Source organism: Parageobacillus caldoxylosilyticus (assembly GCF_019272935.1).
GTDB classification, from domain to species: domain Bacteria; phylum Bacillota; class Bacilli; order Bacillales; family Anoxybacillaceae; genus Saccharococcus; species Saccharococcus caldoxylosilyticus.
On the sequence record NZ_CP040553.1, the window covers coordinates 3496475 to 3515508 of the forward strand.

The following is a 19034-nucleotide window of genomic DNA, read 5'->3' on the forward strand; positions in this document are numbered from 1 at the left end:
GAGGGGGAAACGATGAAAACAGTGCTTGACAAAAAGAAACTGTATATTAACGGCGAATGGGTGGAAGCAAAATCGTATACCACATTAACGTCCCCTTATTCGGGGGAAGCGTTGGCAGAAATTCCTATGGCAACAGAAGAAGAAGTCGAACGGGCAATTTCTGCAGCTTATGAAGCAAGAAAAGAAATGGCCAGCATGCCGGCGTACAAGCGGGCGGAGATTTTAGAAAAAGTAGTCGCAGAGCTGCAAGAGCGCGCAGAAGAAGCGGCGCGAATCATTGCGCTCGAAGCAGCCAAACCGATTACAACGGCAAAAGGAGAAGTGGCGCGGACGATTCAAACGTACAAATTTGCCGCCGAGGAAGCAAAACGGATTCATGGCGAAACGATTCCGCTTGACGCGGCACCAGGCGGGGAAAATCGCGTTGCGTTTACTGTCAGAGAACCAATTGGGGTCATCGGTGCGATAACACCGTTTAACTTTCCGATGAACCTTGTTGCACACAAACTAGGCCCAGCGATTGCCTCGGGCAATACGGCCGTGTTAAAACCGGCAAGCCAAACGCCGCTTTCTGCGTACTTTATCGCGGAGCTGTTTGAAAACGCAGGGCTGCCAAAAGGAGCGTTAAACGTTGTAACGGGAAGCGGAAGAACCGTTGGCGATAAAATCGTCACCGATCCGCGCATCAGCATGATCACCTTTACCGGCAGCCCGGAAGTCGGAATCGGCATCCGCAACAAAGCGGGCTTAAAGCGGGTTACGCTCGAGCTCGGTTCGAATTCGGCCGTCATTGTCGATGAACAGGTGGATATTGACCGCATTATTCCGCGCTGCGTTTTCGGTGCGTTTTCGTTCCAGGGGCAAGTATGTATTTCGCTTCAGCGCATTTACGTGCATGAAAAGCGGTATGAGGAGTTTGTCGAAAAATTTATTGCTGCGGCGAAACAATTGAAAGTGGGAGATCCACTGGATCCAAGCACCGATGTCTCGGCAATGATTACCCCAAAAGATGTCGATCGGGCGCTCGCATGGATCGAAGAAGCGAAACAAGGCGGAGCCAAAGTCGCGCTTGGTGGTGAACGGGACGGAAACATCCTGCTTCCAACCGTGATTTTAGACGCACAGCCAACAATGAAAGTATCGTGCCAGGAAGTGTTTGCGCCAATTGTCTTGATTAACCGCGTCCGCTCGATCGAAGAGGCGATTGAGCTTGTCAATGATTCACGGTACGGATTGCAAGCGGGCGTATATACGGATAATGTACATGTCGCATGGGAAGCGGCAGAAAAGCTGCACGTCGGCGGCGTGCTGATCAATGACATCCCGACCTTCCGCGTCGACCATATGCCATATGGCGGGGTAAAAGAGAGCGGATTCGGCCGCGAAGGGCTTCGTTATGCGATTGAAGAGATGACGGAATTGAAACTCGTTATTTTCAACCGTAATCGTTAATGATGATCCGTATCACCTTCAAATGGTGGTACGGTTTTTCTTTTTTTAGAAAAAAATAGGGATGACTGGCTAATTCGGAAGTGAATTTTTTTAATTCTAAAATGAATTAAAAAATGGTTAACTCAGTGATGGATATAAAAATGAGTAACAAATAACACGAAAGGTGGATTAGATGAAGTACGCACAAGTGAATATGGAAGCGAGGAAATTAGCCGCTCTCTATCTTCTCCAAAGTGATTCTGAAATTTTAGAGAATAGAAACAGGTTGTTATGAGAATAAAACATCGCTAGAAAAAAAGCAAAAGGTATAGGAAGAGATAGATATTTTAATATTTATTTTTTAAATTCATAAAATTTATAATTATATAAATGTTGGTATGATATTTGCATTTTAATTTTTATGGGCAAACTGATTTGCTAAAGGGGAGAATGTACATGACAGAGAACAACTGGATGCACCTCTTTCACAAAATGTCGGATTTACTCGCGCCAACAATGGCCAAAGACCATCCGAACTTGCCGGTGGTGAAAGAAGAGGGATGCTACTACTACGGACTAGATGGAAAAAAATATCTGGATTTTACTTCCGGTATTGCAGTTGCCAATACGGGGCATCGTCATCCGAAAGTAGTACAAGCAATCAAAGATGCCGCAGACCGCCTTATGCATGGGCCAAGCGGAGTCATCATGTATGAATCGATCCTTCGTTTGGCTGAAGAATTAACACATATTATGCCTGAAGGTTTGAACTGTTTCTTTTTTGCGAACAGCGGAACGGAGGCGATCGAAGGGGCTATTAAATTGGCAAAACACGTGACGAGAAGGCCATATGTCGTTTCGTTTACGGGATGTTTTCATGGCCGTTCTTTAGGGGCGCTTAGTGTAAGTACGTCCAAAAGCAAATACCGAAAATATTTACAGCCAAACGGATTGACGTATCAACTGCCGTATGCCGATCCAAAAGACTGCCCGGACGGGGAAGATCCGGATGTATATTTTGCGAATAAGCTTGAAAAAGATGCGGCTTCTTTGTTTGCTCACCAAGTTACTCCGGAAGAAGTGGCATGCATGATTTTGGAACCGGTGCTTGGAGAAGGAGGGTATATTGTGCCTCCAAAAGGCTGGCTGCGCAAAATAAGAGAGATTTGTGACCGCCACGGAATTTTACTCATTTTCGATGAGGTGCAGACCGGTTTTGGCCGCACTGGTGAATGGTTTGCGGCACAAACATTCGGCGTCACTCCGGACATTATGGCGATCGCCAAAGGAATTGCTTCCGGCCTTCCGCTAAGCGCAACGGTTGCCTCGAAAGAGTTGATGCAGCAATGGCCGCTAGGGAGCCATGGTACGACATTTGGCGGCAATCCAATCGCATGTGCGGCAGCGCTTGCCACATTAGAAGTATTTAAAGAAGAAAATTTGCTTGAAAATTGTCGGGTAGTCGGGAAATATGCTCGCGAAAAGCTGGAAACGTTAAAAGCAAAGCATCCAGTGATTGGAGATGTGCGTTCGATCGGGCTCATGATTGGTATTGAGATTGTTCATCCACATACTGGCGAACCGAACGGAGAAGGCGTGATGAATATTTTGAACCGCTGCCTGCAAAAAGGAGTTCTTTTCTATCTATGCGGAAATAAAGGAGAGGTCATTCGCATGATCCCGCCGCTGACTGTGACGAAAGAGCAGATTGACGAAGGATTAAACATGCTAGATGAGGCGTTGACAGAATATGAAATAGAAATTGGCGCACATCCACTGATGACGAAAATGACTGGAAAATAACAGCAGTTCATTTGCTTAAAAATAAGAGGATGGGGGAATTTTCATGAGCATACTGGATACGGGGGTTATTCTATTTTATTTTCTTCTTTTAATTATCGTGGGGATTTTTGGGGTGAAAAAGGCAAAAACGGTAGAAGACTACGCGCTTGCCGGCAGAAATCTCGGATTGTTTGTCTATCTTGGCTGTCTGTCTGCGGTCATTCTTGGCGGCGCCTCGACGATTGGAACAGCTAAATTAGGATATCAATTCGGGCTTTCAGGCATATGGTTTGTATTTATGATTGGTCTTGGAATTACCGTACTCGGTTTGTTTTTTACGAATCAAATTTATGGTGCGAATGTTACTACGATTAGTGAATTGCTTGGACGTCGGTACAATAAAGAAACACGTTTGATTAGCGCGCTTGTAGCAGCCATTTACACGATGATGGTCTCTGTTACGCAAGTAATAGGAATGGGCACCATTATTCATGCCGTGCTAGGTTGGAATATGACGGTTTCGATGTTAGTCGGCGGGGGAATCGTTTTGTTTTATACGATTCTCGGGGAATGTGGAGCGTTACCATGACAGACATTATTCAGTTTATCATCATGACAGTCGGCATTTTTTTCGTTATGCTGCCGATGAGTTTGTCCCATGTAGGCGGATGGAAAGCGCTCTCTGAACAATTGCCTGCCACGCATTTTGATCTGACGTCAATGGGATGGGCGAACATTTTTCAATACTTTTTGCTATATACTTTAGGAATGGTTGTATCGCAGGATATTTGGCAGCGGGTGCTTACGGCACGCACAACAAAAATTGCCCGGAGCGGTGCGGTATATGCTGGTCTATACAGCTTTGCCTATGCATTAGCATTAAGTATTATTGGTATGTGTGCGGTAATCGTTTTCCCAACCATTAACGATCCGCAAAATGTATTTGCCAAAATGTCGCTGACGATCTTGCCGCATGGTTTGTTAGGACTCATTTTGGCCAGTGTATGTTCTGCGCTCATGTCCACTGCTTCTGGAACATTGCTTGCTTCTTCCACTCTTTTATCACATGATATTTTAAAGCAATATTGGCTAAAAGACATTAGCGATCAAAAATTTGTTTTTCTGTCAAGAATGATCACTTTAGCCATTGGAGTTATCGCGATTACGTTTGCCATTTGGATTCAAGATGTGCTCGTAGCATTGGATGTGGCTTATGCGATTTTATCCGGCGCAATTTTTGTTCCTGCGGTTCTCGGTTTCTTCTGGAAAAGGGCGACAGCGAAAGCTGGTTTCTATTCAATTATTGTTAGTTCATTGGTCGTGATTGTCGGTTTGGCGGCGGAAGGATTAAGTTCTACCAATCCGATTATGTATGGGATTGCGGCTAGCATTATTTCTATGATTATCTTTTCTTATCTGCAACCATCTTCCAACATACAAAAAGGCGACATCGTATTGGAAGAGTTGGAAGATGAACAAAGCGCGTTTTAACGTATTTTATCTTTTTTGCCGAGAAGACCCCCATCTCTAAGCGGAGCATAGGTGGGGGATGAATCGGCATTTTTGTTTTTTAGTAATCGTAATAGTTGAAAAACTTTCTTCTTCTGTCATAAAATATAAACAAATATGTCGAACTTATGTTCCGTTAGAGGTGGAGAAAAGATGAAAAAAGCGTATTTTTCAAGAAGATTGTATAAATCCAAAATAGATATTCTTCATGTGACGGAAACATCTTATGCATTAGAGTTATTCAATCAAGCGAAACGTTTCGCCTTTCAAACACTGATCCGGGAAAAGCGATGGGGACGAAAATTACATCAAGAAAGTCTGCATATCGTTGTGAAGAAAAAATACGGACTGAATGACTATTTTGCCAACAGTGCAGTCCGGGAAGCAAATGCTCTTTTCTCCTCTCTAATGGAATTAAATAAAATGCACATTCAACAGACAGAAGAAAAAATAAAAGATGTGAAGAAAAAACGGAAAACAGAACGAACCAAACTTACGAAATTACGTAAAATCAAAGAGAGTTGTATCAAAGGAAACCTACGGTTTCTAAAAAATACAAACTTTGTATTGCGTAAGAGCGGAATCGTTTCTCTTGAGTTAAAAAACAAATCTTTGATTTGGATGAATTCCTATTTGTTTGAACATCGTTATTTAGATGTGAAAATTAAACGGACTAAAGCAAAAATCGGTCGTTTAAAACATCGTTTGTATCGATTAGAACAAAAGAAAATGAAATTAAAAGAACACATCCCAAGTGTCGTGTTCGGAGGAAAAAAGTTGTTTAAACAGCAATTTACGAAAGAAGAATTTATAAAGGACCACGAATCTTGGAGAAAGCTCTTTTTGGCTGCACGAAATAAAGAAATGATCATCTCCGGCCGGAAAGATGCTGGTTCTGGAAACTTTGTATTCCATTACAATCCAGCAACCAATGAACTTCATATGACTTCCGTAGGAAGTAAGGTAGTGATTTTTCCTGGAGTTGTGTTTCCATACGGGCAAGAGATTGTAAATAAAGTGGTGACAGATCAAATCCAATGTAAAAACAAAAAAGAGTATGGTAAACCAATTTCTTGGTCTATCGAAGATCACGGGGAATACTATATCATCAAATGTCTAGTGGATGTATTATATTTTTAATGTCAATCAACCATATCAAGGGATAGATGTATTTCATCCATCCTTGTCGGAAGACGAAAAACGTCAATTAACAAAAGCTTTAGCGTAATAAAATTAGAATATCATTATTTCTTGAAGTTTTAAAACAAAAGAACGCATTGTACCAGTATCTTACTCTCGTCACCGGAGCAGATGGCGATTCTAGGAGCTGGGTGCATTGCAATGCGTTCTTTGGATGCCATACGAATGGAAGAGGGTGTACCTTCTATATGTGCTTTCATAGGCATATAGCTGGTCGTCCCTAAAGGGACGCTTCGGACATCTTGTATGGCTACTCCTCTCGTTGAACGGAGGGGGTTCTTGGAACCTTTGAGCAACTACGGCCAAAGGAAACGAGAATCCCCCACTTCAACCGGCATGAGCCGGTAAGTGGGGTAGTTCAATGGAAACCCGTATCTCCTTTTAGGTGATGTGTTTTTTTCTTAAAAAATTAAAGGAGTTTTACAATAAAATGAGAAATTGAATATAAGAGAATTGGTCAAGCAAGGGGGATAAACATGGAAACGGTCGTTCTTTCATTTTCAGGAAATGTGGCGGTATTGGAGCTGAACCGCCCAGATTCGCTCAACGCGATGGATGTGCAAATGCTCAACGAGCTGGTCGAAGCATTGCGGCAAATTGAACAAAGCGATGCATCCATCGTCGTGATCCGCGGCAGAGGAAGAGGCTTTTCCGCCGGCGGCGATATTAAGACGATGCTCAGCGTCGATGACCCAAGTCAATTTCGCAGTGTGATGAATACGATCCAAGAAGTGATCACGGCGTTGTATATGATGCCGAAAGTTGTCGTTTCGGTCGTTCACGGGCCAGCGGCAGGGCTCGGGCTAAGCTTTGCTTTAGCAAGCGATTATGTCATCGCCACGAAAGAAGCACGCCTAGCGATGAACTTTATCGGCATCGGCCTCATTCCAGACGGCGGCGGCCATTTCCTGTTAGCGAAACGGGTCGGTGAAGTGAAAGCGAAGCATATCATTTGGGAAGGAAAACCGATGAACGCTGATGAAGCGTATGAACTAGGCATTGTTGACATTGTCGTCGAAGACGAACAGTATGTGGAACAAAAAATCGCCGAATGGCAGGCCAAACCGCTGCAAGCGATGATCGCCACGAAGACGTTATACGCCAAGTTGACAAAAGATGAATTGTTAAAAGTGCTTCAGTTCGAAACAGAAGCGCAGCAAAAAATGCGGCAAACGGAAGACCACCGCGAAGGCGTGCGCGCCTTTTTAGAAAAACGGAAGCCGAAGTTTCAGGGGAGATAATCAAGAAGCCCTTGTCTAAAATCTTTATAAAGATTCTTAGACAAGGGCTGTTTTTATGAAACGTAGGCAATCTCTTTTGTGAGATGCTAATGATGCAGAGGCTCAATATTACTTTTACGATCGACAGAGGCATGATGAATGGACAGATTATTCGCTACATAGAGATGGATTGTCACCATTCGTATAATTAGTCTTTTTGAAATACGACATGACCATTAATAATGGTCATTTCTACGTTTTGCCGCAAATCGAATGGATCGCCGCTCCAAATGACAATGTCCGCATCTTTCCCGACTTCCACCGAGCCGACACGATCTTCTATACCTAGATGCTTTGCGGCATTTAATGTAATCGCCTGAAGGGCAAGAGACTCTTCTAATCCGTGTTTGACCGCAAGAATCGCGCTCGTCATCAAATGTTCAATACCGATAACAGGGTGGTCCGTGGTAATCGAAAAAGGCACTCCGGCATCGCGTAAGGCAAGCAGTGTATGCCAACCTTTATCGGCAAGCTCAACTTTTGAACGGGTAGACATAGTTGGACCGACAGATACCCGTATTCCGCTTTCGGCAATATAATTGGCAATATGGTGTCCTTCCGTGCAATGCTCAATCGTATAATCAAAACCAAATTCCTTCGCCAGACGAATCACGGTCATAATGTCATCCGCACGGTGTGCATGAACGCGCAGCGGTATTTCCTTTTTCAATACTTTTGCTAGATTTTCCATTTTTAAATCGCGCTCTACTTCTTTTCCGCTCTCGATTTTTTGCAGATACGTTTGCGCTTGAATAAACTGCTCGCGAAACAGCGCGGCAATTCCCATTCTTGTCGTTGGAAGTTTTCCTTTGTTTCCATAGACCCGTTTTGGATTTTCCCCAAAAGCCGCTTTCATTCCTGATGGATTTCTTACGACCATTTCATCGACGGTTTGCCCCACTGTTTTGATAACTACCATCTCTCCGCCAATGACATTGGCACTTCCAGGCATAACTTGTACAGTTGTTACTCCTGCCCTTCTCGCATCATCAAACCCTTTATCTTTTGGGTTAATTCCATCAATAGCTCTAACATGGGGAGTAGCTGGAGAACTAATTTCGTTAAAATCGTGACCTTCTTTTCCAATTCCCTCTTCATGAATGCCGAGATGAGTATGAACATCAATCAATCCAGGTGTAATAAATTTTCCAGATGCATCAATAATCTCGGCATGATCAAACAGAGACGGATCTTGTAGTTGTTTTGTGATTTCCTTAATTTTCCCTTCTTCTATTACAATGCAAGCATTTTCGATTTTTTGACCGTTCCCTACTAACAGGGTTCCGCCATGAATGACAATCATCGTCAATAATCTCTCCTTTTATAAAAAATTTTTTCTACTAAGTATAAAAAATGCTGTTGAATTTTTGAATAATTGCAATTATAATAAAAAATCAAATAGTCCTAATTAAGATAATAAATTATATTTTTTGTATTGTAAACCGGTAGTTAAATTCAATTTTAATAACTTTTTAAAATACAAAAACAAAAAAAGAGTATAGAAAAGGGGTAATTATGAAGTACGATATCGACGAGCTAGATAGACAGATTATTAAGTTACTCTCTAATGATGGAAGAATGTCGTTTACGGAAATTGCTAACAAATTGAATGTAACAGAAAAAACAGTTCGCACAAGATATAAAAATCTTATTGATCATGGCATTCTCGAAGTAGTTGGAGTGGTCAATCCGATTGCGTTAGGAATTCGTGCGGGGGCCATCATTCGACTAAAAGTCGAGGCTCAAAAATTGTCTGATGTCATTGATCGATTAAAAGAAATGAAAGAGGTTCGATATATTACGCTAACCTCTGGATGTTATCAGCTTTTAATCCAAATCGCGGTTCCGAGTCAAGATGAAATTACAGATGTAGTGAAGACATTAAATAACATTCAAGGAATTATTGAAATGAATACCATTATACAACTAGAGGTGTATAAAAATACGTTTGATTACATTTAATATCGTGTTAGACATGGTCATCCTCTCACGAAAGTTATTGATTGAAGAGATTGAAAGCAACATTAGTAAGCGAACTATTGTTCTGTAGTTCAATGAGCATTCAACTTTTTTATCATTAAATATTAAGTAAAGAGGTGTGAATACTATGAAAATTTTTATCTCAGCGGATATGGAAGGAATTTCAGGTGTAGCAACTAACCAGCAACTAAAAACGAGTAGTGAGTATCAACGATTTCGTAAACTTATGACGCAGGATGTCAATGCAGCGATTGAGGGTGCTTTTCTCGGAGGAGCGACAGAGGTAGTTGTTGCTGATGGACATGGAAACATGTCTAATATTCTCATTGAAGAATTAGATCCACGAGCACGGCTCATTTCCGGCAGCAACCGAGTCATGTGCCAGCTCGAGGGGCTTGACGATAGTTTTGATGGCATTATGTTTGTCGGCCACCATGGGCGTGAAAATGGTTCGGAAAGAACGGTCATCAGCCACAGTTTAGCGGGAATTTGTGTGAACGAAATGAAGATTAACGGCCGTGTTGTGGGCGAAACGGAGATGAATGCATTCGTAGCTGGTTATTACGACGTTCCTGCCATTTTTATTTCAGGTGACGATGCATATGTCAATGAAGTCCGCCAAACGTTGCCGCATGTGGAAGCGGCGGTAGTAAAACGCGGGATTGACCGTTTTGCGGCAGATTTGCTCCATCCTGTAAAAGCACATGAACTGATTAAGGAAAAAGCAAAAAAGGCCGTACAAAAAGCAAAGCAATGCCCGCCGTTGAAAATAGAGGGGCCTGTCACATTCGAAATTGAATTTAAAGGGCCGAATCAAGCAACGATGACTACAACGCTTCCAACGGTCACATTAATAGGGCCTCGGACCATTACTTTTACGTGTGATGATATTGTCACCGCCTATAAGCATATGTGGGGATGTGTCATCATTGCGATGACGGCGACGAATGGAGTATTAGGTCATGTGAATGCTTAATGATCCATGAAACACTCACAGAAGGAGGGGTGGGCATGTACATTATCAAGCGCTTGTTTACAATGATTGTTACGATTTGGCTCATTGCTACCTTGACGTTTATTATTATGAAATCTATTCCTGGCGATCCGTTTGCTTCAGATGCCAACGTATTACCGGAGGAAGTATTGCAAAATATTAGAGCGAAATATAACTTGGATAAACCGTTGCCTGTTCAGTATGTGTTATATATGAAAAATTTATTAACGTTTGATTTAGGGCCATCGATTCAATCAGAAACAAGAGATGTCAATACATTGATTGCCGATGGATTCCCTGTTTCTGCTGTTCTCGGATTGCAATCGTTGGTGATTGCGCTTGTGTTTGGAATATTGCTAGGTATTATCGCCGCGTTAAACCACAATAAATTGCTTGATCATGTGGCCATGTTTTTTGCGATTATCGGTATTTCTGTTCCTAGTTTTATTTTAGCGCCTTTGCTAATCAAATATTTTGCAGTTGAATGGAAACTATTTCCTGTAGCATCTTGGGGAACATGGGCTCATTCGATTTTGCCATCGATCGCTTTAGCCACTACCCCAATGGCGGTCATCGCCCGCTTTATGCGCTCTAGCATGTTGGAAGTAATGCGGCAAAATTATATTAAAACCGCGGAAGCAAAAGGACTGTCTCCTGCAGCCATTGTTATTAAGCATGGTATCCGAAATGCGATTTTGCCAGTCATTACATTTATTGGTCCATTATTTGCCGTTTTGATTACAGGTACTTTCGTGATCGAGAAAATTTTTGCTATACCAGGGCTTGGAAAATATTTTGTCGACAGCATTTTTAACCGTGACTATCCCGTTATTTTAGGAACGACTGTGTTTTTTAGCACGATTTTAGTCATCACATTGTTCCTCGTCGATATTTCTTACCGTTTGATTGATCCGAGAATTAAGTTAACGAGTAAGGGGGACTAAGCATGATTTCACAAAAAGAAGATGCTTTATTTCGCCCCATTGATCGCAGCAGGCTCGAGTCTGACGTCATTCAAAGACCGAGTCTCAGCTTTGGAAAACAGGTCCTTATCAACATTGTAAAAAATAAAATGGCGATGCTGGGAGCGATTCTTTTATTAGCTATTGTCATTATGGCGATTGTAGGTCCCCATCTAGTTCCATACAGCTATTCCGATCAGAATTTGGCGAATGGCAGCCAACCTCCTTCTAGCAAGCATTGGTTCGGAACGGATGATTTAGGAAGGGATATGTGGTCGCGTACTTGGTATGGGGCGCGTATATCGCTGACTGTTGGGCTCGTCGCGGCGTTAATCGATTTAGTGATAGGGGTTCTTGTAGGAGGAATATCAGGATATATGGCAGGACGAGGAAAACTTGGGGACCGTATTGACAATATTTTAATGAGGATTGTAGAAATACTGTACGGCATTCCGTATCTATTAGTCGTGATTTTGCTCATGGTCATTATGGAACCGGGATTATGGACGATCATTATTGCGCTTTCGATTACAGGATGGGTAGGAATGGCCCGAATTATTAGAGGCCAAATCCTTCAGCTAAAGCAGCAAGAGTATGTGATGGCGGCACAAAAATTGGGAACGTCACATGCGAAAATCATTTTCCGCCATTTGTTGCCTAATGCATTAGGAATTATCATTGTCAATTTAACCTTTACGATTCCCCAAGCCATCTTCGCTGAATCGTTTTTAAGCTTTTTAGGATTGGGAGTACAAGCACCGTTTGCAAGCTGGGGAACGATGGCAAATGATGCTTTAGGCGTTATTTTAAACGGTCAATGGTGGAGGCTATTTTTCCCTGGGTTTATGATTGCTTTGACGATGTTTGCCTTTAACGTATTTGGGGACGGCTTACAAGATGCGCTAGATCCAAGAACTAGAAAATAGGAGGTGATTGTCTCCATGAGCCATTTGTTGGAAGTAGAGCATTTGAAAGTAACATTCCCTACGTATGGCGGCGAAGTTCAGGCGGTTCGCGATGTTTCGTTTTACGTCGATCAAGGGGAAGTCGTCGCTATTGTCGGGGAAAGCGGAAGCGGCAAGACGGTAACCGTTCAAACGATTATGGGATTAATTCCCGCGAAAAACATTAAGGATGGAAACGTTCGCTTTAACGGAAAAGAGATTTTGCATTTGTCGAAAAAGGAAATGCGAAAATTAAAAGGTTCAGAAATAGGAATGGTTTTCCAAGACCCGATGACATCATTAAATCCGACAATGAAAATCGGAAAACAGATTGCAGAAGGGATACGGAAACATCAAAAACTGTCGAAAGCGGAAGCGAAGCAAAAGGCGATTGAATTGTTGCGTCTAGTAGGAATCCCTAATGCGGAAGAAAGGTATCATCAATATCCCCATGAATTTAGTGGGGGGATGAGGCAGAGAGTAGTGATTGCCATTGCTTTAGCGTGTAATCCGAAACTGCTCATTGCCGATGAGCCGACAACGGCGCTGGATGTGACGATTCAAGCGCAAATTCTTGATTTGATGAAAGAGTTGCAAAAAAAGATGGGAATGTCGATTATTTTAATTACGCATGACCTAGGTGTAGTGGCTGAAATGGCGCAACGGGTCATCGTCATGTATGGCGGAACCGTGGTGGAGACGGGCACCGTTTTCGATATATTCGAAAATCCGAAACATCCGTATACGTGGGGGCTATTGCGCTCCATTCCAAATTTGCATGACAAAGAGAAGAAACGTCTAGTGCCGATAGAGGGCTCCCCGCCAGATCTTTTTTCGCCGCCAAAAGGATGCCCGTTTGCCCCGCGTTGCCCATATGCGATGGAAATTTGTGTAGAAAAAAGCCCGGCAGAATTCCATATTTCTAATGGGCATACAGCAAGATGCTGGCTGAATGACCCTAGAGCTCCCAAAGTGGAAGCGTTCATTGTAGCAGGGAGGGAGTAATGAATGTCTGAGGAGATTCTTCAAGTGGAAAATGTAAAAAAGTATTTTAAAATCGGCCCTAATCAAACCGTGAAATCGGTAGACGGTATTTCTTTCGCCATCCGCAGAGGAGAAACGTTCGGATTGGTTGGCGAGAGTGGAAGCGGAAAATCGACGTTAGGAAAAACGATTGTTGGCCTTTATCCCGCCACTTCGGGCAAAATTCGCTTCGACGGCCATGAATTGGGGAATTTAGACAGACAGACGCAAAGAAAATTAAATCGAGAAATGCAAATGATTTTCCAAGACCCGCATGCATCATTAAATCCGCGAATGAGAGTGGGCGACATTATTGCGGAAGGGATTGATGCCCACCATTTAGCAAAAGGAAAAGAAAGACAAGAATTAGTGTATCACCTTCTTGAAAGAGTAGGACTGCGTCCTGAACATGCAGAGCGGTTTCCTCACGAATTTAGCGGGGGCCAAAGGCAACGGATCGGCATCGCGCGCGCATTGGCGGTAAAACCGAAATTTATCGTTGCCGATGAGCCGATCTCCGCTTTAGACGTTTCGATTCAAGCGCAAGTAGTTAACTTGCTTGATGATTTAAAACGTGAAGAAGATTTAACTTATTTGTTTATTGCGCATGATCTTGGAATGGTAAAACATATAAGCGATCGGATTGGGGTGATGTATCTTGGAAAAATGATGGAAATCGCGGAAAGTTCCGATTTATTTGAAGAACCGTTGCATCCTTATACGCAAGCGCTTTTGTCAGCGATTCCGATCCCAAATCCAAGACTGGCTAGGAAAAGGGAAAGAATCGTTCTTTCAGGAGATCCACCTAGTCCTGTTCATCCTCCAAGCGGCTGTAGATTTCGCACGAGATGTCCATACGCAATGGATATTTGCTCCAAAATGGAGCCAGCTTGGAGAGAAGTAAAGAAAAACCATTGGACAGCTTGCCATTTGTATAATCAATAAACATTTAAAGGGGGATAAAAAGCATGAAAAAAGTTTTCGCAAGTATATTTGCATTACTATTATTGGTTTCCACCGTGTTAGCTGGCTGCGGCAGCAAGGGAACTTCGGAAGATGGAGCAGCCAAAAATATTAAGCAAGAAATTACGTTAAATGCGATGAGCGAACCTCCGAGCTTAGACCCTGCTCTTGCATCGGATACAACATCAGGATGGATTATCGATCACCTATTTGAAGGACTGTATACGAAAAATCAAAAAGGTGAACCTGTATTAGGGGCTGCAAGTGATGTAAAAGTATCAGACGATGGAAAAACTTATACGTTTACGATTCGCGATAATGCAAAATGGTCTGATGGCGATCCGGTGACCGCCCAAGATTTTGAATATGCTTGGAAACGTGTGCTCGATCCGAAGACAGGAAGCCCATTTGCTTTTTACATGTACTATATTAAAGGTGCGGAAGAATATAACAAAGGAAAAGGAAGCGCCGATCAGGTAGGAGTTAAAGCCTTGGATGATAAAACGCTGCAAGTGGAACTAAAGGCACCATTAGGATATTTTGACAAGTTGTTAACGATGTGGACGTTTTATCCAGTGAAAAAATCGCTCGTCGAATCGAATCCAAAATGGGCTGCCGAAGCAAAAGGATATGTGAGCAACGGAGCTTACCGATTGACTGAATGGAAACATAACAGCGAAGTAGTGATTGAAAAGAACCAACACTACTGGAACAAAGACGCGATCAATATGGAAAAAGTAACATGGAAGATGGTCAATGATGCGACAACATATTATCAAATGTACAAAACAGGAGAGCTTGATTTAATTGCAACGTTGCCTACAGATGCGATTGCTCAAGAAAAAAATAATAAAGAATTCAAAGTCGTTCCGTACTTTGGAACTTATATGTTTATGTTTAACGTAAATAAAGAGCCGTTCAATAATGCAAAAATCCGTCGTGCATTTGCCATGGCCATCGACCGTAAAGCCATTGTAGAAAACATCACTAAATCAGGAGAAAAACCGGCATATGCATTTGTTCCATATGGGGTAAATACTCCAGATGGTGATTTCCGAGAAGTAGGCGGCGCGTATTTTGAAGAAAATGTAAAAGAAGCGAAAAAATTATTACAAGAAGGAATGAAAGAAGAAGGTTGGAATAAACTTCCGGAAGTTACTTTAATTTATAATACGGCCGAAAACCATAAAAAAATTGCTGAAGCAGTTCAAGAAATGCTAAAAAGAAATCTTGGCGTGAAAATTAAGCTGGCTAACCAAGAATGGAAAACCTATTTGGAAACAACGGATCAGTCGAATTTCCAAATGGCGCGTATGGGCTGGGTAGGAATTTTTGTTGATCCAACCGTTATTTTAGACTATTACTTAGGCGATAGCCCGAACAATCGCACTAACTGGGTAAACAAACAATTTGATGATTTGATGGCTCAGGCGAAAGTCGAGCAAGATGATAAAAAACGTTATGAACTTCTTCATGAAGCGGAAAAGGTCTTAATGACAGATATGCCATTTATACCTGTTTATTTCTACTCGCAAAACTACTTGACGTCGCCGAAATTCAAAGGCATTGTGTATCCTGTCAACCGTTACCCGGATGTACGCTGGGCGAAAAAAATAGCTGAATAATTGATAAAAAAGGGAAGAATTATTTTCTTGGAAGATAATTCTTCCCTTTCACCTCATAAAGGGGAGATAGTAATATGCTGCTGTATTTCAGCGCCATTTTTTGCACTGCCGTTGTTTTGCTGCTGACGAAAATGATATATGGAGTAAATACGCTTACTTTCATTAATCAATGCTTTTTATATGGACTCACTATATTGGCGGTTGGGGCATGCATTTTTGTTTACCAAACAGGTTTTTTCCATTTTTTCTTCAAAGGATTTCGGCAAATGTATCAGTGGATTGTGCCTAAACCAAAAATGTTAATTCGTGAAGAAGAAAGGCTGGCTAATGATGATTGGTTGAAAGAATGGAGAAGCCGAACGCTCAATAATGTTAAAAAAATTTTGCTAGGCATTGGCACAGGTTCTATATGCATGTCTTTGACTTATTTATTTTTCTACTATTAAAAGAATTTTAGGAGGAAAAGGAGCAAATGAAAAAACTTTTATTAACGGGTTTTGTTCCGTTTTTAGAATTTCCTATTAATCCGACGGAACAAATTGCAAAAAATTTAGATGGAGCAAGTATAGGAAAATATCATATTTACGGGCGGGTTCTTCCCGTTGATTTTTCGCAATCGGCATTGACTTGTTTAGAATACTTGGAGCAAATACAACCCGATGTTGTTATTTCCCTTGGTCTTGCGGCGGGTCGTACAAAAATCACTCCGGAACGGGTCGCGATCAATTGTAAAGACGGCGGGCCGGATAACCGCGGAGTGCGGGCGCAAGACGAGCTGATTGTAGAGGATGGACCAACAGCCTATTTTTCGACATTGCCGATCCGCCGTTTTGTCAATGTCTTAAATGAAAAAGGATATCCTGCGCAAATTTCCAATACGGCGGGAACCTATTTATGCAACAATGTGATGTATTCCGTTTTGCATAAAGTGCAGAGTGAAAACATGCCTGTAAAAGCTGGATTTGTTCATCTTCCTGCTTCGCACGAGTTGGCCATCCAGAAACCGACTCTTCCAAGCTGGTCGCAAGAAGACTTGCAAAAAGCGGTGATGTGCATGATCGAAGCATTAGATTAGTTCACCATCTAAAAAACAGGAGCTTTTAAAGGGTCAAGTCCTGATTATTGTGTAAAATTTCGCTCTCGTTCCAGCGAATTTAGGCCTTAGGAAAATTAAACAGCTTTTTGCCGTTTCTTTTTACACAAAAACTCGGACTTCATCCTTTTTAAAGTGGATAGTAGCACAGAAAAAACCGGCCAGATGTTAAGGTCGGTTTTTCATTTGAAAAGATCTTCTAAGTTGATGTGAAATCCCTTTAGCACTTCAGATCGAGCGATTCCTTTTTCCTTCAGCGCGTCCAGCTGTTGATATTGCCCTTCATCGTTTAGGGAATAAATTTGCACGATGTTTAACATTGGATTGACGATCCAATATTCATTTACGCCATATTGCATATATAAGTTCAGTTTAAAAACGAGATCGTGCGATTGATTAGAAGGGCTTAATATTTCGACAATGAGTGTTGGCACTCCAACAAATTTATTTTCCGTCAATCCGCTTTTATCGCATATAACCGATAAATCAGGAACCACTATTTTCGTTCCTTCCATTTTATCGTTTTTTAGTTCGATGTCAAAAGGCGCGTGGAACACTTCGCAATCTTTGCCTTCTAAAAAATTGAATAATTTGGCATGAAGTCTTCCTGAAACTCGTTGATGTTGAGTAGAAGGAGATGGTGACATAAAGACAATTCCGTCAATATATTCTAAGATCCTTTCTGTATTTTCTCTCATTTTGTAAAATTCTTCGAGAGAGACAAAATTTTCTTTGGGTAAGCTCACAACAACATCCTCCCTCTTTTGTTTTCACTTCTTGTTTATATTATAAACGACGATTATTCGTTTTCATTATGTTTCCGGAACTGGCGCTGATTTTTCAAAAATATGGCCGCAAAAACAATTCAGCATACATGGTTGAAACCAATGAAGTCGATCTAAGCTTGGATCACTAGAAAACTGCCGATTTTTTTACATAACTTCCGGAACTGAATCGATGAAGCTAGGGATTGATGGAAAAAGAAACGGCACAAAGCGGTTTTTATTTTCCGGACACATAAGCTCGCTGGGCTGGGAGTCTAGGGTTTGGCCTGTTGCATTAGACGCAACGAAGTTTGATTATTTTTTTGCAGGAATTTTGCGTGCATTTTCGGAAGATTTTATATGGAGCACTTTATGGAGAAAGGTGAGGAAAATGTTGCATACACTTTCTGTTCCCATTATTCAAGCGCCGATGGCTGGAGGTGTTTCCACTCCAGCGCTGGCTGCGGCTGTATCCGAAGCAGGCGGGCTCGGTTTTTTGGCAGGCGGTTATAAAACGGCGGAAGAAATGCGGAAGGAAATTGCTGCGGTTCGGGAGCTGACCGATAAGCCGTTTGGCGTTAACATTTTTGTCCCAAGCGAAGAAGACGTAGACGAGAAAGCGCTGCTTCGTTATCGGCAAGTGTTGGAGAAAGAAGCGGAACGATTCGGTGCACCGCTTGGGGAAGCAAAGTGGGACGATGACGATTGGGAAGCAAAACTTACGGTTTTGTATGAAGAAAAAGTTCCTGTTGTTAGTTTTACATTTGGCTGTCCTTCGTCTGATATCATCGCAAAATTGAAAGACATCGGTTCGTTTGTCATTGTGACCGTTACATCACTGGAAGAAGCATTGATAGCGGCACAGGCAGGAGCGAACGCTTTATGTGTGCAAGGGCCGGAAGCAGGGGGACATCGGGCATCGTTTCGCAATGCCGTTACTGTCTACGAGAGTGTTAGTTTGCTTGTTTTATTGCAACAAATCCGTGAAGTGGTCGATATTCCGTTGATTGCTGCTGGGGGAATTATGCATGGGCGCGATATTGCCGCGGTGCTTGCGGCCGGTGCGTGCGCTGCTCAATTAGGCACGGCGTTCTTGCGTTGCCCGGAAAGCGGAGCGAATCCGCTGCATAAAAACGCATTAGTCGATCCGCAATTTCAAACTACCGCTGTCACCCGTGCGTTTACAGGCCGTCCTGCACGCGGATTGGTAAACCGTTTCCTGATCGAATATGATAATCTGGCTCCTGCGGCATATCCGCACATTCACCATATGACAAAGCAGCTTCGCAAAGCGGCTGCTCAGGCAAACGATCCGCAAATGATGTCCTTATGGGCGGGGCAGGGCTATCGCCTGGCGAAAGACATGCCGGCGAGGGAGATTATGCGGTTGTTGATGGAGGAAGTTAAGGAAGCGGTAGAGGGGATGAATAGGTTGTTATGATGTGTAACAATATAGAACATTTTTTATATCGATAAAAAAAGAA

The 19034-nt window shown here is 42.3% G+C and carries 16 protein-coding genes and 1 pseudogene; 15 read left to right on the forward strand and 2 right to left on the reverse strand.

Annotation, left to right across the window (positions count from 1 at the left end; all coding sequences use genetic code 11):
- The first annotated feature begins 12 nt into the window (after nt 1-12).
- From BV455_RS17835 to BV455_RS17855, 5 genes and pseudogenes are all read left to right on the forward strand, one after another.
- Entirely contained in the window at nt 13-1452 is a 1440-nt protein-coding gene (locus tag BV455_RS17835; protein WP_061579555.1) for an aldehyde dehydrogenase family protein, read from the forward strand.
- A 435-nt stretch (nt 1453-1887) separates the two neighbouring features.
- The gene (locus tag BV455_RS17840) at nt 1888-3234 is read left to right on the forward strand and encodes an aspartate aminotransferase family protein (protein ID WP_061579554.1); all 1347 of its coding nucleotides are present in this window, start codon (nt 1888-1890) and stop codon (nt 3232-3234) included.
- 43 nt (nt 3235-3277) lie between these two features.
- Nucleotides 3278-4704 (forward strand): annotated as a pseudogene (locus tag BV455_RS17845) (sodium:solute symporter).
- A gap of 171 nt (nt 4705-4875) precedes the next feature.
- Nucleotides 4876-5862, forward strand: coding sequence for a hypothetical protein (locus BV455_RS17850; protein ID WP_017434327.1), 987 nt, complete (start codon nt 4876-4878; stop codon nt 5860-5862).
- A gap of 536 nt (nt 5863-6398) precedes the next feature.
- Nucleotides 6399-7163: an enoyl-CoA hydratase gene (locus BV455_RS17855; RefSeq protein WP_218687505.1), complete on the forward strand. Its 765-nt coding sequence runs from the start codon at nt 6399-6401 to the stop codon at nt 7161-7163.
- 187 nt (nt 7164-7350) lie between these two features.
- Here the strand turns inward: BV455_RS17855 and BV455_RS17860 are convergent, their stop codons facing one another.
- Nucleotides 7351-8505, reverse strand: a complete 1155-nt coding sequence (locus tag BV455_RS17860; protein WP_218687506.1) for an amidohydrolase — start codon at nt 8503-8505, stop codon at nt 7351-7353.
- 212 nt (nt 8506-8717) lie between these two features.
- Between BV455_RS17860 and BV455_RS17865 the strand changes: the two genes are divergently transcribed.
- The 9 genes from BV455_RS17865 to pcp all read left to right on the forward strand — a co-directional run bounded on the left by BV455_RS17865 (nt 8718) and on the right by pcp (nt 16768).
- Nucleotides 8718-9164: an Lrp/AsnC family transcriptional regulator gene (locus tag BV455_RS17865; protein ID WP_218687507.1), complete on the forward strand. Its 447-nt coding sequence runs from the start codon at nt 8718-8720 to the stop codon at nt 9162-9164.
- Nucleotides 9165-9309: 145 nt separating this feature from the next.
- On the forward strand, nt 9310-10158 hold the full coding sequence (locus BV455_RS17870; protein ID WP_218687508.1) for a M55 family metallopeptidase: 849 nt from the start codon (nt 9310-9312) through the stop codon (nt 10156-10158).
- Nucleotides 10159-10193: 35 nt separating this feature from the next.
- Entirely contained in the window at nt 10194-11120 is a 927-nt protein-coding gene (locus BV455_RS17875; protein ID WP_280638360.1) for an ABC transporter permease, read from the forward strand.
- Between the two features lie 2 nt (nt 11121-11122).
- Nucleotides 11123-12064, forward strand: a complete 942-nt coding sequence (locus tag BV455_RS17880) for an ABC transporter permease (RefSeq protein ID WP_061579718.1) — start codon at nt 11123-11125, stop codon at nt 12062-12064.
- 15 nt (nt 12065-12079) lie between these two features.
- A complete protein-coding gene (locus BV455_RS17885; RefSeq protein WP_061579719.1) occupies nt 12080-13087 on the forward strand; it encodes an ABC transporter ATP-binding protein in 1008 nt (335 codons plus the stop codon).
- Nucleotides 13088-13090: 3 nt separating this feature from the next.
- A complete protein-coding gene (locus tag BV455_RS17890; RefSeq protein WP_061579720.1) occupies nt 13091-14050 on the forward strand; it encodes an ABC transporter ATP-binding protein in 960 nt (319 codons plus the stop codon).
- Nucleotides 14051-14073: 23 nt separating this feature from the next.
- Nucleotides 14074-15693 carry a peptide ABC transporter substrate-binding protein gene (locus tag BV455_RS17895; RefSeq protein WP_218687510.1) on the forward strand — a complete coding sequence of 540 codons (1620 nt, stop codon included), beginning with the start codon at nt 14074-14076 and terminating at the stop codon, nt 15691-15693.
- A 131-nt stretch (nt 15694-15824) separates the two neighbouring features.
- Nucleotides 15825-16139 carry a DUF3899 domain-containing protein gene (locus BV455_RS17900; protein ID WP_235605573.1) on the forward strand — a complete coding sequence of 105 codons (315 nt, stop codon included), beginning with the start codon at nt 15825-15827 and terminating at the stop codon, nt 16137-16139.
- A gap of 26 nt (nt 16140-16165) precedes the next feature.
- Nucleotides 16166-16768 carry a pyroglutamyl-peptidase I gene (gene pcp, locus BV455_RS17905; RefSeq protein WP_061579723.1) on the forward strand — a complete coding sequence of 201 codons (603 nt, stop codon included), beginning with the start codon at nt 16166-16168 and terminating at the stop codon, nt 16766-16768.
- Nucleotides 16769-16968: 200 nt separating this feature from the next.
- Here the strand turns inward: pcp and BV455_RS17910 are convergent, their stop codons facing one another.
- Entirely contained in the window at nt 16969-17532 is a 564-nt protein-coding gene (locus BV455_RS17910; protein WP_218687511.1) for a Uma2 family endonuclease, read from the reverse strand.
- Nucleotides 17533-17941: 409 nt separating this feature from the next.
- Between BV455_RS17910 and BV455_RS17915 the strand changes: the two genes are divergently transcribed.
- Nucleotides 17942-18991: a nitronate monooxygenase gene (locus BV455_RS17915; protein ID WP_218687512.1), complete on the forward strand. Its 1050-nt coding sequence runs from the start codon at nt 17942-17944 to the stop codon at nt 18989-18991.
- Nucleotides 18992-19034 lie beyond the last annotated feature (43 nt).

Excerpts from the sequence above, each read along its gene's own strand:
- BV455_RS17915 (WP_218687512.1), top strand. The coding sequence starts at position 17,942 with ATGTTGCATACACTTTCTGTTCCCATTATTCAAGCGCCGATGGCTGGA.
- BV455_RS17840 (WP_061579554.1), top strand. The coding sequence starts at position 1,888 with ATGACAGAGAACAACTGGATGCACCTCTTTCACAAAATGTCGGATTTA.
- pcp (WP_061579723.1), top strand. The coding sequence starts at position 16,166 with ATGAAAAAACTTTTATTAACGGGTTTTGTTCCGTTTTTAGAATTTCCT.
- BV455_RS17895 (WP_218687510.1), top strand. The coding sequence starts at position 14,074 with ATGAAAAAAGTTTTCGCAAGTATATTTGCATTACTATTATTGGTTTCC.
- BV455_RS17900 (WP_235605573.1), top strand. The coding sequence starts at position 15,825 with ATGATATATGGAGTAAATACGCTTACTTTCATTAATCAATGCTTTTTA.
- BV455_RS17850 (WP_017434327.1), top strand. The coding sequence starts at position 4,876 with ATGAAAAAAGCGTATTTTTCAAGAAGATTGTATAAATCCAAAATAGAT.
- BV455_RS17880 (WP_061579718.1), top strand. The coding sequence starts at position 11,123 with ATGATTTCACAAAAAGAAGATGCTTTATTTCGCCCCATTGATCGCAGC.
- BV455_RS17890 (WP_061579720.1), top strand. The coding sequence starts at position 13,091 with ATGTCTGAGGAGATTCTTCAAGTGGAAAATGTAAAAAAGTATTTTAAA.
- BV455_RS17835 (WP_061579555.1), top strand. The coding sequence starts at position 13 with ATGAAAACAGTGCTTGACAAAAAGAAACTGTATATTAACGGCGAATGG.
- BV455_RS17860 (WP_218687506.1), bottom strand. The coding sequence starts at position 8,505 with ATGATTGTCATTCATGGCGGAACCCTGTTAGTAGGGAACGGTCAAAAA.
- BV455_RS17885 (WP_061579719.1), top strand. The coding sequence starts at position 12,080 with ATGAGCCATTTGTTGGAAGTAGAGCATTTGAAAGTAACATTCCCTACG.
- BV455_RS17865 (WP_218687507.1), top strand. The coding sequence starts at position 8,718 with ATGAAGTACGATATCGACGAGCTAGATAGACAGATTATTAAGTTACTC.
- BV455_RS17855 (WP_218687505.1), top strand. The coding sequence starts at position 6,399 with ATGGAAACGGTCGTTCTTTCATTTTCAGGAAATGTGGCGGTATTGGAG.
- BV455_RS17870 (WP_218687508.1), top strand. The coding sequence starts at position 9,310 with ATGAAAATTTTTATCTCAGCGGATATGGAAGGAATTTCAGGTGTAGCA.
- BV455_RS17875 (WP_280638360.1), top strand. The coding sequence starts at position 10,194 with ATGTACATTATCAAGCGCTTGTTTACAATGATTGTTACGATTTGGCTC.